This is a genomic window from Methylobacterium terrae (assembly GCF_003173755.1).
Classification (GTDB): Bacteria; Pseudomonadota; Alphaproteobacteria; order Rhizobiales; family Beijerinckiaceae; genus Methylobacterium; species Methylobacterium terrae.
Genome location: NZ_CP029553.1, coordinates 43,859 through 57,836 on the forward strand (window position 1 = coordinate 43,859; position 13,978 = coordinate 57,836).

The following is a 13,978-nucleotide window of genomic DNA, read 5'->3' on the forward strand; positions in this document are numbered from 1 at the left end:
CCGATCGAGCGTGGCCGTACGCCGCCTCGCGTCCTATAGTGCCGCGAGGCGGCGAGGACCGCGTCGGGAGGAGACCGCATGGAAATCTTCGACGGGCCGGAGGCCCTGAAGGCGTCGATCGGGCAGGAGATCGGGGTCGGCGAGTGGGTCACCGTCGACCAGGCGATGATCGACCGCTTTGCCGAGGCGACGGACGACCACCAGTGGATCCACGTCGATCCGGAGCGGGCGGCGCGCGACTCGCCCTACGGCGCCACGGTGGCGCACGGCTACCTGACCCTGTCGCTGGTGCCGCGCTTCATCGCCGGGGTGCGCCGCCTCGACGGCCTGCGCCTCAGCCTGAATTACGGCCTCGACCGGGTGCGCTTCCCCGCGCCGGTGGTGGTGAATTCCCGGCTGCGCGGGCGGGTTCGGGTGGCGAACGCCCTCGACGTGCCGCCGCGCGGCCTGCGCGTCACCTACGGGGTAACGGTCGAGATCGAGGGCGCCGAGAAGCCGGCCTGCCTCGCCGAGGCGGTGGTGCTGCACCACTGGTGAGGTCTCCGCATCTCGCGGAGCGATTCGAGCCGAGATGGGCACGAGCCCATCCCCGGCGGCCGGCCGCATGTCGGCACCTGCCTCGGCGGGTTTCGCCGTTGATCGGGCGGCGCCGGTCCACTGAAGCCGGCATGACTTCGGACCGTCGTCAGTCTTGGCGAGCAAAGATCCTCCGATCGACTTTCATTTCCTTGAACTCCGGGCGACGCAATCGTTTCTATTATCGCAAATTCAGAAATAAAATTTGTGGTCAGATCTTATAATGATATGATACGATTGATCGGAGGTCCGGCGTCGGTCGTGATAAATCGAAGCGCTCATTCCTTTGGGCTGAGGACTTGCCGGCGCTTCTATCGACAGCTACAAATGTGATGACACGATCGGCGGATCAAATTTCACGCCGAGGCATAATGGGGCTGCATTGCTGCCGACCTTATGATGGTGCCGCAATGTGCATACGTCATGACGTTCTCGCAACCTGATCGGGAATCAAGATGATCTTTGTCCTGACCGGCGCCTTGGCGGCCATATCGTTCTACTACCTATTCGTTATTCAGAATTCTCCGGTTGTCAAACCCGTCCAGTCTTGGGTCGTCGCTCGTGCAAAGCCTACACCTGCCACGCAGGATAGTCAGCAGCCTGGATCGTCATGGCTTTCGAGCTTCAAATCCATTGTTGCGGTCGCATTATTACTGATTCTATTCGGCATTCTGATCTGGCCGGCCCTCTACACATCCGGGCGTCTGATCTACCACGGGTCGAGCATCGACAAGGCGCTGGTCGATGTGCTGATCCCCTGGATCGTCGGAGCCGCATTCGGATACGGATTCGCAAGGATCTTTTCGACAATCAATATCAACAATGCATCCTACATCAAGGCTGCCGCTTTTCTGCTCGTATCCTTTCTATGTACTTTGTTTTTAATGACAGACGGTGAGTACAGCTGGATCAGACGTCTGCAGAAATTCAACGTTGCCGGCAGCTCAATCGAATTTTCGGCCGTCACGACGGCGATCGGCGGCTCGTCATATCCAACCTCCGAAAAATCCTTTCCGTCGTCGGTCGGCGTACCGACCGTCGGCGCCGATCGTATCGAGAACCTGATCTCATACATGGAGTCCTGGAGCGAGACGATCGACCGCGATCGAGACTACGCCAACGAGGCCGGCTTCAAGGCGGGCTTAGACGACAAGCTCCTTCAGCGGGAGAAGACATTCGGTGAGACCGACATCGTACCGCTCGGCAAGATTATAAAATACATTCATAATAATCGTGCCTACAACAACGTCGACACGCTCATACCGCCCGACGACCGCAACAAAATCAGGCAAGAATTGGTCTACGGTGTCTCCAATCGTTATCGAAACAAGACCAGCACGTCGGCGCGTCATAGAGATTTTCAATTAGCTATCAGGGCTTTGTGGAAATCGGCGTGCCGGGCCGCAAAAGACATAGATATATACACAAAAAATGTAAGCAATAAATATATCGATGAATACGAAATGCGTTTCATCAAGTGTCAGGAAAAATTAGCCAACGATGATGAGCCCGCCATTTCTGTTGATCCAAATCTGAATTATTACCATGATGAAACGATGATTCGATTGCCTTACCAGATCATACTGTCGTCGTATCTGCTCGCTGCCGCTGGCGACGACGATGCCGCCATCAAAGACATCGAAGGCTGGATGAAATCGGAGGAGCCAATCATCAGGCGTAACCGGGAGAGTTTCGGCTGGCTCCTGATGTATCGCGCGCATTATATGGTTGCTGCGATCCTGAATGGAAGCAGCACGATCAACGCTCGATCTTATCTTCTGATCGATCGGCACCGGAAGATCATCGATATCGGTCGGAATATACTAACATCCAAGCAAATCAGCGACCCCAAAAGTAAAGAACCGAAATCGTGGCGCCAATTCTCATCCGGCATGAAGATCGAGGAGAGTCCATTTTCTCTCATCAACAACAGTGCTTGCCTGCAGGATGCGAGCGAGGCGTTCAAGAAATTCTTCCAATCTTACGTTTCAGCTGCGAATAACATGGTATGGTTTTCGAGCCAGGAAAAATTTTTCACCGAAAATGAGAATATTATGAACGAAATGCAGGAGAACAATAAGTTTATTTCGGCGGTCAACATGTATTGCCTCGAAAATCGGAAAAACGCTGCCTCGCGACAGGATATCGAAAAAGCCAAGGCCGCGCTGCTGGACACCTCCGCCTCGGCCGACATTTCCATGGCCGAGTTCGAAGAGAAGGACACGATCGCAAAAGATCTGATCTGCAGCGCCCAGCGAAAGCAAAATGAGGCAGTTAAAATATTCGATAAAACGAGATCGATTTTCGCCGGGCATGCGCCAGAGCAATGGAAAGACGCAAGAAATCAAGCAGACGACATCGAGAGATTGCTATCCTACCGCCGCCGCCTGCTGTACATACAAGGCCTGATCAAGGACAAGAGCATCAGATGTTGAAGCTACGGCTGCGATGTGCTCGGTCCGGCCATCGCCTCCATGATCGGCATCATCGCGAAAATGCATACCATGAGGAAGAGGTATATCCTGATCATTGTTCGTCTCCTTCGACCCACACCATCTTAGCCGCGTCCCCTGAAGCCGGGGTGAATGCAGGGATTCGATAGTGCGCCTGATCGAAGCATCTATCAAGCCGGATGGATTGCGTCGTACCGGCAGCCTGCCGCCAGGCGTCTGCGGTTCAGGGGGCGATGCGCGTCCGAGTGTGAACCAGATGCCCCCCGGCAGATTGTCGTGGGGATCATGCGCGCGATGCGAATGCGGGACTCGGCGGAATGGACATCGAGGGTGAACGGCGGGCGCTTCAGCGCGTGGTGGCGGTGGCGGGGCTCGTGCCGGTGCTGGGCGGGCTCTACGGCGTGCTGTTCGGCCAGGCCGGTCTCGGCGGCGGCGCCTTCGACGTCTCGACCGACAGCCATTTCCGCTACCTGTCGGGCCTGCTGCTCGGGATCGGCCTGCTGTTCTGGTCGACGATCCCGGGGATCGAGACCAAGACCTCGCTGTTCCGCTTCCTGACCATGGTGGTGGTGCTCGGCGGCCTCGCCCGGCTCCTCGGCCTGTGGATGACCGGGGTGCCCTCGCTCACCATGCTGGCGGCGCTCGGCATGGAGCTCGTGGTCACGCCGCTGCTCTGCCTGTGGCAGATCCGGGTGGCGAGCCGGGCGGGGACGGCGGTGCTGTAGCTCAAGCCGTAAGCCGCGCCGCCCGCGACCCCTCCACCCTTCTGCGGGGGCGGGTGGCCTACGGAATAGGCCGGGACAGGGGCGGCGCGACGCCGATCCAGGCGGCGACCGTCATCGTGGTCGCGACCTCTCCGGACGCGGCGCGCCCCTTACTCCACCCGCGTCCACATCTGCTTCTTGCAGATCAGCCCGCCGAGCACGCAGCCCGACAGTTCCAGCACGTTCGGCCCCTTCATGGCGAGCTTGCCGGTATAGGTCTTGCCGTCGCGAAAATTGTAGAGCGAGCCCTCCCAGCCCTCGCCGGACGGGCGCATGTCGCGGGTCAGCGCCACGCCGACGAGGCTGCGGCCGCGCAAGCCGGCATCGGGGTTGTTCACGTCCTTGGTCTCGCCGGCCATCACCTTGGCGATGGTGCCGCAATAGGCGGCGCCGCAGCGGGCGATGCGGATCTGCGAATCGCCCCCCGGGGTGAGCCAGGTACCGGTGGGCTGGGGACCCGCCTGCGCGTGGGCGAGGGCCGGCGCGCAGGCGAGGAACAGGGCGGCGAGAAGGACGGGACGCAACGGCGCAGGCTCCGGCAACACGAATCGGGAGCCCCGACCTAGCGCCTTCGCGCCCGTCCCGCCATGCGGTTAGGCGACGAGTTCCGGGAACGGCACGATGGTCGATTTCACCGTCTTCATCGCCATCGCGTCCTTCACCGCCTGCGACACGCCCTCCTGGGTGAAGGGATAGACCGTCTGCATCTCGAGCCAGGGATACTTGTCCCGGGCGCGGTAGAGCATGTCGACGCCGAGGGGCAGGTCGTTGCCGGTGAAAGCCCAGGAGCCGAGCACGTTCAGGTCCTTGGAGCAGATCCGGTGCCAGGAGGTCTCGATCTTCCCGGCATCCGTGAACTGGCCCATCTCCACGTAGGTGCCGCCGTCGCGCAGGAACTCGATGCCCTCCGGCCCCGCCGTCGGGTGGCCCGAGCAATCCATGACGAGGTCGGCGCCGAAGCCGCCGACGATCTCGCGCACCGCCGCGATGCGGGCCTCCGGCGTCGTGACCTCGGTGATGTCGACGGTCGCCTCGGCGCCGAACTTTCGGGCGAGCGCGAGGCGCGGCTCCTCCGGCGCGCCGACGCAGATCACCCGCCCGGCGCCCATCTCCTGGGCGGCCGCCACCGCCAGGATGCCGATCGGCCCTGATCCCTGGATCACCACGGTGTCGCCCCACTTGAAGCCGCCGGCCCGGGTCGCCCGGTTGAAGGCGCGGATGCAGGAGGTCAGCGGCTCGGAGAGCGCACCGAGGCGCAGCGACATGTCGTCGGGCAGCTTGTAGACCTTGGTGCCCGGCAGCATCTCGAGGTCGACGTAGACGTACTCGGCCCAGCCGCCCCACAGGTGCGGCGCCTTGTCGAAGCCGAGGTAGCGCCCGTAATAGACCGGGGTCAGGCACTTGTTGGCCTGCTCCGGATAATGGACGCAGTAATAGCAGTGCCCGCACGGCATCAGCGGCGGGATCATCACCTTCGATCCGACCTGGAGCGGCTTCTCCATGAAGTCGGCGGTGAACTCGTCGCCCTTCTCGACGATGACGCCGCCGATCTCGTGCCCCAGCGTGAAGGGCCACGGCAGGGGCTTCGGCCAGTGGCCCTTGAGGATGTGCTGGTCGGTGCCGCAGACGCCGCAGGCGCCGACCTTGATCAGCGCCGCCTTGCGCGGAACCTTCGGCCAGGGCACCGATTGGATCACGGGTTCCGCCCCGGGGCCCGCGAACGTCGCGACGCGGATCTCTGGCTTGCTCATCGGCGCTTCCTCGGCTGGCTGTTCTGGCACGGCGTGCGGCCGCGGGCCGGGTCGCTGCCCGGTTGCCGCTACCCTACCATCGAATTCGAATCGTGCATCCCAATCGGGCGCGATCGATCTCGACGGCGTCGTTCTCGGCGGTATCGATCGTGACGACGTCGATCTCGGGGGGGCCGGATGGCCGAGGTGAACACCGCGGAGGCGAGTCGGCGGAGCGCCTGGATCGACGCGCTCCTCGACCGGATCGAGCCGCCGCCCCTCGCCTCCTGGGCCTATGCCCTGCGGATCTGGCTCGCCATGATACTGGCCCTCTATGCCGGGTTCTGGCTCCAGCTCGAGAGCGCCTCCTCGGCCGCCGTCACGGTGGCGATCCTGGCTCAAGCACGGCGCGGGCAGGCCCTGTCGAAGGCGGCCTACCGCTTCCTCGGCACGCTGGTCGGCTTTGCCGTCGCGATCCTGTTCACCGCCCTGTTCGGGCAGGACCGGGTCGAGATGCTGGTCGCCTTCGCGCTCTGGATGGGGCTCTGCGTCTTCGTCGCCAACTACCTCCAGGGCACCAAGGCCTACGGCGCCATGCTGTCGGGCTACACGGTGGCGATCATCGCGATCAACAACATCGACGCGCCGCAATCGGTGTTCGAATCCGGCATCGCCCGCGTCGCCGCGATCGCGCTCGGCATCGTGTCGATCACCTTCATCAACGACGCGCTCGGGGCGCCCTCGATCTTCCCCGACCTCAGCGCCGGCATGGGACGGGCGCGCGGCGCGGTGCGCGACTTCGTCCGCCGGGCGGTGCGGGAGGGCGACCCGGGCCCCGAGAGCGCCGCCGACACGATGGGCCTGGCGGCCGCCCCGCGCGACGCGATCGGCGTGGTCGCGACCGAGTTCCACGACGGCGAGAACCGGGCGGCGGGGGCGCGCAGCGCGGTGGCGGCCCTGTTCGCCTCGGTCGCGGCCGCCCGCTCCTTCGCGCTCGCCGTCGCGCGCACCGGCGATCCGGACGGCCTGCGCGCCAGGGTGCTCGCCGGCCTCGACGGCGACCGCGACGCCCTGCCCGGCCTGGTGGCCCGCCTCGACGCTCTCGCGGCGGGCGCCGCCGCGACCCCCGACGCGGTGCTGCTGCACCGGCGCGCCATCGACCTCCTGCGCCAGGACCGGCTCGCCGAGGACGGGATCGAGGCTTTGGAGACCGGGCGCGCCCCCTTGCGCGACATGCGCCTGCCGGTGCACCGCGACTTTCCGGACGCGCTGCGCAACGCCGCCCGGGTGGTGATCACGATCGCGATCAGCGCCGCGCTGTTCGTGCTCAGCGGCTGGCCCGCCACCTCGGCGGCTCTGCTCCAGGTCTCGGCCTTCGCGGCGCTCGCCTCGATCAACCCGAACCCGGTCGGCTTCGCCACCGGCGCGCTGTGGGGGATGCCGCTCGCGGCGGCCTGCGCCGGCATCGTCGAGTTCATCGTGCTCGACGGCGGCCAGGGCTTCCCGCTGCTCGCCATCGCGATGGCGCCGGTCATCATCGTCGCCTGCCTGCTCAGCCTGCGGCCCGCGACCGCGAGCCTCGGATTCATCCTGCTGGTGTTCTTCCCCGTCGTGCTGTCGCCGGCGAACCCGCAGCCCTACAACCCGGAATCCTACGTCAACGCGACCGTGCTGTTCTGCGTCTCCGGGCTGATCCTGTTCCTGGTGATCCGGATCGTGCTGCCGACCACGAACGCCCAGCGCCGGCGCTGGTCGCTCCAGGCCGCCCGCGCCGACGTGATCGAGGCCCTGTCGGGCGAGCCGCAGGAGGCCGACGAGCGGGTCAACCTCGATGCCGACCGCTTGGTGCAGTTCGCCGGCTGGGCCGGCACGGCGGGCGCCTTGCGCCGCGCCACCCTGCGGCACGCCTTCGCGCTCGCGGCCCTCGACACGGCCGCGGCGGGAGCGCAGGCGGGCCTGAACCGGCTCGCGGGCGTGACGGCCTACGACGATGCCGTGGCCCGGGCCCGCGCCGCCTTTGGGCGTGCCGAGGCGGAGCCGCTCCGCGAGGCGGGCGCCGCCCTGCTCGAGGCGGCCCGCACCGCCCCGGCGGAGTCGCGCCGCACCGCAACACGGATTGTGGCCGACCTCACGACCGCGTCCTATGTCGTCGAGGGGCAGGGCCGGGTGCTGCGGCGCCTCGGCCTGTGGGAGGCCGGGAACCGGGCGGGCTATGTTTCATGAACTGACGATCGGCGGGGTGCTGGTCTCTCCCTTCGTCGCCTACGCGGTCGCGGCCCTCGCGGTCCTGCTGGCCGTACGGCCGCTCCTTAGGCTCGTGCGCTTCGAGCGCGTCTTCGCGAACCCGCCGCTCGCCGAGGCGGGACTCTACGTCTGCATCCTGGCGCTCTTGATCGTGCTGGTCTGAGGAGGAAACGGTGGCGGTCAAGCGCACGACCCGGGGACGGCGGCTCCTGCGGATTCTGGCGACGCTGGTGGTGCTGGTGCTGGCCGGCGCGGCGGCGCTGATCGTCTGGCAATACTACGTCACCGCGCCCTGGACCCGGGACGGGCGGGTGCGTGTCCAGGTGGCGAGCGTCGCCCCCCAGGTCTCCGGCCAGATCACGGAGCTGCGCGTCGTCGACAACCAGCTCGTCCGCAAGGGCGACGTGCTCTACGTGATCGACCCGTTCGACTTCAAGATCGCGCTCGATTCGGCGAAGGCCGAGGTCGAGAACCGGGCGGCCGACCTCCAGGTCAAGCGTGCCCAGGCCGCGCGGCGCGAGGCGCTGACCACCGTCTCGACCTCGATCGAGGAGAAGCAGCAATTCGCCGGCACCGCCAAGCAGGCGGAGGCCGCCTTCGCCTCGGCGCAGGCGCAGGCCGCGCAGGCCGAGATCAACCTGAAGCGCACGGAGGTGAGGAGCCCGGTCAATGGCTACGTCACCAACCTGCTCCTGCGGGTCGGCGACTACGCCACCGCCGGCACCCGCAACATCTCGGTCATCGATGGCGATTCGTACTGGATCGACGGCTATTTCGAGGAGACCAAGATGGACCACATCCGGGTCGGCGACCCGGCGAGCGCGGCGCTGATGGGCTATGCCGAGCCGGTCCGCGGCCGGGTCGACAGCATCACCCGCGGCATCAGCACCCCGAACGCCGCGGCGAGCACGCAGGGGCTTCCCAGCGTCGATCCGGTCTATACCTGGGTGCGCCTTGCCCAGAGGGTGCCGGTGCGCATACGCATCGAGCAGGTGCCGCCGAACCTGGCGCTGGTCGCCGGCATGACCGCGACGGTCTCGGTCGGCGCCTACGCCGAGCACGGCGACCGCCTGCGCGACGCGTTCAGCGCCTTCGTCGACCGCCTCGGGCCGCGGCGGCCGGAAGGGACCGCGGTCGCGCCCGCCGGAAACACCACCACCGTCAAGGGCTCGCACGACGTCTCGACCCTGCCGGCGCCCGATCCGAAGGCGGGCCCGAGCGCCGAGCAGATCGCCCCCGGGATCGCGCCGGGCATCAACGAAGCGCCCGAGACGGCCAAGGACGCGGGCAAGGACGCGGGCAAGGACGCGGCTTCGAAGGACCAGCGCGGCCCGCACCGCCAGGGCTCCGGCCGCACCGCGCGGGATTGACACGCTCCCGCTTCGCACGGCACAGGAGAGGGGCTTCACCGCGCGCGGGCGTGGCGGAATTGGTAGACGCAGCGGACTCAAAATCCGCCGTCCTCACGGATATGTCGGTTCGAGTCCGACCGCCCGCACCATCCCCTGTTTTCCCATCGTCATGTCTCATGGCAGCCTGATGGGTGCGGAAATCTTGGCGGTTCGATAACCCTCTCCGCGCAAGTACGGCAGCCGGTTCACGAAGACCAGCTTGAGCACGGCCCTGCGATTCCTCGATCCGGGGCAAATGCCAGAGTTTGCAAGGTAGTCGAACGCGGTTCGATAGGTCTCGCTGAAACTTGCCAGCGGCTTGCCGCAGGAGGCGACCTTTTCGGCGAGCAGCGCCTTCTCCGTTTCGAGGTCCGCGATGCGCTTCTCGTGAGCTGCGACGACCGACGCGCCCTCCGCATCGACCAAGCGGTGTCGGCCATCGCAGATGAACTGACCTCGAAGGAGGGCTCCAGCTGCCTGTGCGATCCCTGCATCCCTCCTTCGAGGTCAGTCGATGTTCAATCGACCGACACCTCGGGATGCGGTCGCGGGTGAGAGGAGTTGCCGCCGCAGCCAGAAAGCCGTGTCGTGGACCGTGGTGCAACTCTCCTCAGCCTGCCGCGTCCCGGAGCTCACGCAGGAGGTCGTCGCGGTCGCCGAACAGGTGCGTGCCGTCGACGCCGCGTCCCTCCCCGCCCCCGACCACCAGGCCCGGCACGCCGCGCAGGCCGTGCCGGGCCATCGCCGCCCGGCCCGCCGCCATGCGGGCGGCGGCCGCCTCGCGCAAGGCCGGGCCGGCCTCGCGCAGGAGGGCGGCGGCGGGTGCGAGGTCGGTCTCCTCCAGGATCTCCGCCAGGGTCCCGGGGTCGCCGATGTCGCGGCCCGCGACGTAGCGCGCTCCCTGGATCGCCGCGAGGGCGTCCGGTTCCCGGTCGGGCGCGGCGAGGTGGATTGCGGTGAGCGCCAGGGTCGCGGGTCCCGAATCGACCAGGCCCCCGCGGGCTTCCAGCACCCGCGTCCGGTAGGCCTCGCCGAAGGGCTGGCCGGTGAGCGCGGCGATGCGCCGGTCGGCCGACCAGGCATGGGCGGAGAAGCCCGCATCCATCGGGACGGCGCCCGGCCCGGCGAAGAGGCCGACCGGCAGCACGGCGAGGGCCACGTCGTCCCGGGCGCGAAGCCAGGCCAGCGCCGGATGGGCGCCGTAGCACCAGCCGCAGAGCGGATCGTAGAGGCACGTCACGGTGATCGGGCCGGGCATGGTCCCTCGCCTCGCTTGTCCGTCAGTAGCCGACGGTGAAGCGCTGGCGCAGGTGCGCCGGGCGCTCGATCTCGTCGACGAGGGCGACGGCGTAATCCTCGTACGAGATGCGGCTGCCGGTCTCGCCGACGAGCAGCGCGTCGCGGCCGAGGCGGAACCGGCCGGTGCGCTCGCCCGCCTCGATCAGCGCCGAGGGCGACAGGAAGCTCCAGTCGAGGTCGGTGACTTCGCGCAGCGCGTCGAGGAACGCCGCGCCGCGCAGGGCCTCGTCCTTGTAGGCGGCCGGAAAGTCCGGCTGGTCGACGAGCCGCTGCCCGGGCGCGATCTCGAGCGAGCCGGCGCCGCCGACCACGAGGTAGCGCGTGACGCCCGAATCCCGCACCGCGCCGATCAGCGCCTCCGGGTCGGTGTCGCGGAAGCGCACCGCGCTCACCACCGCGTCGTGCCCGGCGAGCAGCCGGCTCAAGCCCGCGGCATCCCGCACGTCGCCGGCGGCGGGCTCGACCTGCGGCGCGGCGGCGCCCGGGTGGCGCGAGACGGCGGTGACGCGGTGGCCCCGCGCTGCCAGTTCGGCGACGATGCGCGCGCCGACGTTCCCGGTCGCGCCGATGACGGCAACCTTGGCCATGACACTCTCTTGGTTTGGTTTCGCGATCTGGTCTATGTTCGAGACCGTGGACAGAGCTAGACCCCCGCCGGACCTCGCGCAAGACGTCACCGTCGAGCGACCAGGTCATCGCGCGGTGACCATGGAGAGGTGCCTGTGCTCGACGAGGTGTTGCCGGCCGACAACTTCGGGCAACCTTGCGCGATCCGCGACGTCCTCGACCGGATCGGCGATCAGTGGAGCCTGCTGGTGCTGGCGACGCTGGCACCGGGGGTGAAGCGGTTCAGCCAGCTCGAGCGCGAGATCGGCGACGTCTCGAAGCAGATGCTGTCGAAGACCCTGCGCCGCCTGGAGCAGGACGGCTTCGTGGCCCGCGAGGTCCACGCCGAGGTGCCGCCGCGGGTCGAGTACCGGCTGACGCCGCTCGGGATCTCGTTCCTGGTGCCGATGCGCGGGCTGATCCGCTGGGCGGAGGCGAACCAGGCGGCGATCCAGGCTGCGCGGAGCGCGACGAGAGGGGCTGCGTGAGACGGCGGTTCGACCGAGGCCACGCTCTCTCCGCGCACCGCGTCACACTCCGGGGCCGCGAGAGCGGAGCCCGGAATGACCCTGATGTGTCGAAGTCGCTGCGCCTCGCCGAGGAGACGGCGCTCCGGCTATTCCGCCCGATCCTCCCCCGCCGGCTCCGGCAGCGCCATCACCCGCGGCGGATGCCCCGTCGCCTCCAGGAACCGGATCAGGCCAGCCGGCGCGACCGCCGTGGTGGCGCCGTTGTGGAGCGGGTGGAAGTTGACCGGATCGTGCGCCATCAGCCTGGCATCGAGGACCACCGCGACGGTGGCGTCGCGGTCGTTGATGAGGCCGAACGGCGTCACGGAGCCGGGGCGCACGCCGAGGCGCTCGTAGAGCAGCTCCGGCGAGCCGAAGGAGAGGTGGCCGGTGGCGCCGAGCGGCCCGTGCAGGCGCTTGAGGTCGATCCGCGCCTCGGCCTCGGCGACGACGAGGAAGAGCCGCCCGCGCTTGTCCTTGAGAAAGAGGTTCTTCGAGTGGCCGCCCGGCATCCCGGCCTTGAGGTCGCGGGATTCCGCGACCGTGTGCACGGGCACGTGCGCCACGGTGGCGTGGGCGACCCCGAGGCGGTCGAGGACGGCGAACAGGTCCTCTTGCGTCGCAGGACTCATGCGGCGAGGTGACGGGCGAGCGCCGCCGGGTCGACGTTGCCGCCCGACAGGATCACGCCGACGCGCTTGCCCGTCACCGGCACCGCGCCCTCGAAGGCGGCGGCCGCAGCGAGGCACCCGGTCGGCTCGACGACGAGCTTCATCCGCTCGACGAAGAACCGCATCGCCGACACGAGCTGCGCGTCCGTCGCGGTGACGATGCCGGCCGCCTCGCGCCGGATGATCGGGAAGGTGTGCTGTCCGAGATGCGTCGTCAGCGCGCCGTCGGCGATCGAGACCGGTACGGGGATGCGCACCACCTCGCCCTTGGCGAGCGATTGCTGGCCGTCATTGCCGGCCTCCGGCTCGACGCCCCAGATCTCGACCCCCGGCGACAGGGCGCGCGCGGCGAGGCAGGAGCCGGCGAGCAGCCCGCCGCCGCCGAGGCAGACGAGCAGCACGTCGAGGGGGCCGACCTCCTCGATGAGCTCCTTTGCCGCCGTGCCCTGGCCGGCGATCACGTCCGGATGGTCGTAGGGCGGGATCACCGACAGGCCGCGCGCCTCGGCGAGCCGCCGGCTCACCTCCTCGCGGTCCTCCTTGTAGCGGTCGTAAACGACGATCTCGGCGCCGTAGCCGCGGGTCGCCGCGACCTTGATGGCGGGCGCGTCGTGCGGCATCACGATCACGGTCGGCACGCCTTGCAGCGCCCCCGCATAGGCGATCGCCTGGGCGTGGTTGCCGGACGAGAAGGCCAGCACGCCGCGCCTGCGCTGCTCGGGCGAGAGTGCCCCGATGGCGTTGCAGGCGCCCCGGAACTTGAAGGCGCCGGCGCGCTGCAGCGGCTCGGCCTTGAAGAACAGGGTGGCGCCCGTCTGCGCGTTGGCGGTGCGGGAGGTGAGGACGGGGGTGCGGTGGGCGATGCCGTCGATCCGGCGGGACGCGGCCTCGACGTCGGCATAAGCGAGGCTCATCAGCGGTTCTCGAAGTTCGGTTTGCGCTTCTCGACGAAGGCCGTCATGCCTTCCTTCTGGTCGTGGGTGGCGAACAGCCCGTAGAACACCCGGCGCTCGTAGCGGATGCCCTCGGTCAGCGTGGTCTCGAAGGCGCGGTCGACGCTCTCCTTGGCCACCATCACAGCGGGCAGCGACATCGACGCGATGGTCTCGGCGGCCTTCATGGCCTCGTCGAGGAGTTCGGCCGCCGGCACCACCCGGGCGACGAGGCCCGAGCGCTCGGCCTCGGCCGCGTCCATCATCCGGCCGGTGAGGCAGAGTTCCATCGCCTTGGCCTTGCCGACCGCGCGGGTGAGGCGCTGGGTGCCGCCGGCGCCCGGGATCACCCCGAGCTTGATCTCGGGCTGGCCGAACCTGGCGGTGTCGGCGGCCAGGATGAAGTCGCACATCAGCGCCAGCTCGCAGCCGCCGCCGAGGGCGTAGCCCGCCACCGCGGCGATGATCGGCTTGCGGCGCCGGCCGACCTTGTCCCACTCGCCGAACGGGTCGGCCATGTAGAATTCGGGGTGGGTGCGGTCCTGCATCTCGCGGATGTCGGCGCCGGCGGCGAAAGCCTTCTCCGAGCCGGTGATGACGATGCAGCCGATGCCCTCGTCCGCCTCGTAGCCGTCGAGGGCGTGGTTCAGCTCGGCGATCAGCGCGTTGCACAGGGCGTTCAGCGCCGCCGGCCGGTGCAGGGTGACGAGCGCCACGCGCCCGCGCGTCTCGACCCGGATGTTCTCGTAGTCCACGGCGTTCCTCCCGCTCGTCTCCCGCACTTGGCTATGGGAGGGCGGGGC

Annotated in this window: 14 protein-coding genes, 1 tRNA gene and 1 pseudogene; 8 read left to right on the top strand and 8 right to left on the bottom strand. The window is 67.8% G+C overall.

What is annotated here, in order from left to right:
* Positions 1-78 precede the first annotated feature (78 nt).
* The 3 genes from DK419_RS00195 to DK419_RS00205 all read left to right on the top strand — a co-directional run bounded on the left by DK419_RS00195 (position 79) and on the right by DK419_RS00205 (position 3,754).
* The gene (locus DK419_RS00195; protein WP_109957314.1) at positions 79-537 is read left to right on the top strand and encodes a MaoC family dehydratase; all 459 of its coding nucleotides are present in this window, start codon (positions 79-81) and stop codon (positions 535-537) included.
* Between the two features lie 494 nt (positions 538-1,031).
* Complete coding sequence (locus tag DK419_RS28410; protein ID WP_162561095.1) at positions 1,032-3,011, top strand: hypothetical protein; 1,980 nt, start codon at positions 1,032-1,034, stop codon at positions 3,009-3,011.
* Between the two features lie 341 nt (positions 3,012-3,352).
* The gene (locus DK419_RS00205; RefSeq protein ID WP_109962028.1) at positions 3,353-3,754 is read left to right on the top strand and encodes a DUF4345 domain-containing protein; all 402 of its coding nucleotides are present in this window, start codon (positions 3,353-3,355) and stop codon (positions 3,752-3,754) included.
* 149 nt (positions 3,755-3,903) lie between these two features.
* On the opposite strand, the gene DK419_RS00210 is transcribed toward DK419_RS00205, so the two are convergent.
* A complete protein-coding gene (locus DK419_RS00210) occupies positions 3,904-4,317 on the bottom strand; it encodes a DUF2147 domain-containing protein (protein WP_109957316.1) in 414 nt (137 codons plus the stop codon).
* A gap of 69 nt (positions 4,318-4,386) precedes the next feature.
* Positions 4,387-5,544 carry a zinc-binding dehydrogenase gene (locus tag DK419_RS00215; protein ID WP_109957317.1) on the bottom strand — a complete coding sequence of 386 codons (1,158 nt, stop codon included), beginning with the start codon at positions 5,542-5,544 and terminating at the stop codon, positions 4,387-4,389.
* A gap of 177 nt (positions 5,545-5,721) precedes the next feature.
* Between DK419_RS00215 and DK419_RS00220 the strand changes: the two genes are divergently transcribed.
* The 4 genes and pseudogenes from DK419_RS00220 (at position 5,722) to DK419_RS00235 (ending at position 9,268) form a co-directional block, all read left to right on the top strand.
* Positions 5,722-7,746 (top strand): FUSC family protein, encoded by a 2,025-nt coding sequence (locus DK419_RS00220; RefSeq protein ID WP_109957318.1) that lies wholly within the window; start codon positions 5,722-5,724, stop codon positions 7,744-7,746.
* A complete protein-coding gene (locus tag DK419_RS00225; protein WP_109957319.1) occupies positions 7,736-7,930 on the top strand; it encodes a DUF1656 domain-containing protein in 195 nt (64 codons plus the stop codon). Before DK419_RS00220 ends, DK419_RS00225 begins: the two co-directional genes overlap by 11 nt.
* 10 nt (positions 7,931-7,940) lie before the next feature.
* Positions 7,941-8,813, top strand: a pseudogene (locus DK419_RS00230) (efflux RND transporter periplasmic adaptor subunit); the annotation flags it as partial.
* A 368-nt stretch (positions 8,814-9,181) separates the two neighbouring features.
* Positions 9,182-9,268: transfer RNA gene (locus DK419_RS00235), tRNA-Leu, on the top strand.
* Between the two features lie 25 nt (positions 9,269-9,293).
* Here DK419_RS00235 and DK419_RS28415 read toward each other — a convergent pair.
* From DK419_RS28415 to DK419_RS00245, 3 genes are all read right to left on the bottom strand, one after another.
* Entirely contained in the window at positions 9,294-9,584 is a 291-nt protein-coding gene (locus DK419_RS28415) for a hypothetical protein (protein ID WP_162561096.1), read from the bottom strand.
* Between the two features lie 184 nt (positions 9,585-9,768).
* Positions 9,769-10,416, bottom strand: a complete 648-nt coding sequence (locus tag DK419_RS00240; protein WP_109957321.1) for a DsbA family protein — start codon at positions 10,414-10,416, stop codon at positions 9,769-9,771.
* Positions 10,417-10,438: 22 nt separating this feature from the next.
* Entirely contained in the window at positions 10,439-11,044 is a 606-nt protein-coding gene (locus DK419_RS00245) for an NAD(P)-dependent oxidoreductase (protein WP_109957322.1), read from the bottom strand.
* Positions 11,045-11,179: 135 nt separating this feature from the next.
* On the opposite strand from DK419_RS00245, the gene DK419_RS00250 reads away from it, so the two are divergent.
* Positions 11,180-11,551: a winged helix-turn-helix transcriptional regulator gene (locus DK419_RS00250; protein ID WP_109957323.1), complete on the top strand. Its 372-nt coding sequence runs from the start codon at positions 11,180-11,182 to the stop codon at positions 11,549-11,551.
* A gap of 128 nt (positions 11,552-11,679) precedes the next feature.
* Here the strand turns inward: DK419_RS00250 and DK419_RS00255 are convergent, their stop codons facing one another.
* The 3 genes from DK419_RS00255 to DK419_RS00265 are packed head-to-tail and all read right to left on the bottom strand — an operon-like array spanning position 11,680 to position 13,930.
* Positions 11,680-12,204, bottom strand: coding sequence for a prolyl-tRNA synthetase associated domain-containing protein (locus DK419_RS00255; protein WP_109957324.1), 525 nt, complete (start codon positions 12,202-12,204; stop codon positions 11,680-11,682).
* Complete coding sequence (locus DK419_RS00260) at positions 12,201-13,157, bottom strand: threo-3-hydroxy-L-aspartate ammonia-lyase (protein ID WP_109957325.1); 957 nt, start codon at positions 13,155-13,157, stop codon at positions 12,201-12,203. The genes DK419_RS00255 and DK419_RS00260 overlap by 4 nt, the downstream gene beginning before the upstream one ends.
* A complete protein-coding gene (locus tag DK419_RS00265; protein WP_109957326.1) occupies positions 13,157-13,930 on the bottom strand; it encodes an enoyl-CoA hydratase in 774 nt (257 codons plus the stop codon). Before DK419_RS00265 ends, DK419_RS00260 begins: the two co-directional genes overlap by 1 nt.
* Between the last annotated feature and the right edge of the window lie 48 nt (positions 13,931-13,978).

What these genes read in the sequence shown, in the direction of transcription:
- DK419_RS00195 (WP_109957314.1), top strand. Translation starts at nt 79, where the DNA reads ATGGAAATCTTCGACGGGCCGGAGGCCCTGAAGGCGTCGATCGGGCAG.
- DK419_RS28410 (WP_162561095.1), top strand. Translation starts at nt 1,032, where the DNA reads ATGATCTTTGTCCTGACCGGCGCCTTGGCGGCCATATCGTTCTACTAC.
- DK419_RS00215 (WP_109957317.1), bottom strand. Translation starts at nt 5,544, where the DNA reads ATGAGCAAGCCAGAGATCCGCGTCGCGACGTTCGCGGGCCCCGGGGCG.
- DK419_RS00220 (WP_109957318.1), top strand. Translation starts at nt 5,722, where the DNA reads ATGGCCGAGGTGAACACCGCGGAGGCGAGTCGGCGGAGCGCCTGGATC.
- DK419_RS00225 (WP_109957319.1), top strand. Translation starts at nt 7,736, where the DNA reads ATGTTTCATGAACTGACGATCGGCGGGGTGCTGGTCTCTCCCTTCGTC.
- DK419_RS00240 (WP_109957321.1), bottom strand. Translation starts at nt 10,416, where the DNA reads ATGCCCGGCCCGATCACCGTGACGTGCCTCTACGATCCGCTCTGCGGC.
- DK419_RS00245 (WP_109957322.1), bottom strand. Translation starts at nt 11,044, where the DNA reads ATGGCCAAGGTTGCCGTCATCGGCGCGACCGGGAACGTCGGCGCGCGC.
- DK419_RS00255 (WP_109957324.1), bottom strand. Translation starts at nt 12,204, where the DNA reads ATGAGTCCTGCGACGCAAGAGGACCTGTTCGCCGTCCTCGACCGCCTC.
- DK419_RS00260 (WP_109957325.1), bottom strand. Translation starts at nt 13,157, where the DNA reads ATGAGCCTCGCTTATGCCGACGTCGAGGCCGCGTCCCGCCGGATCGAC.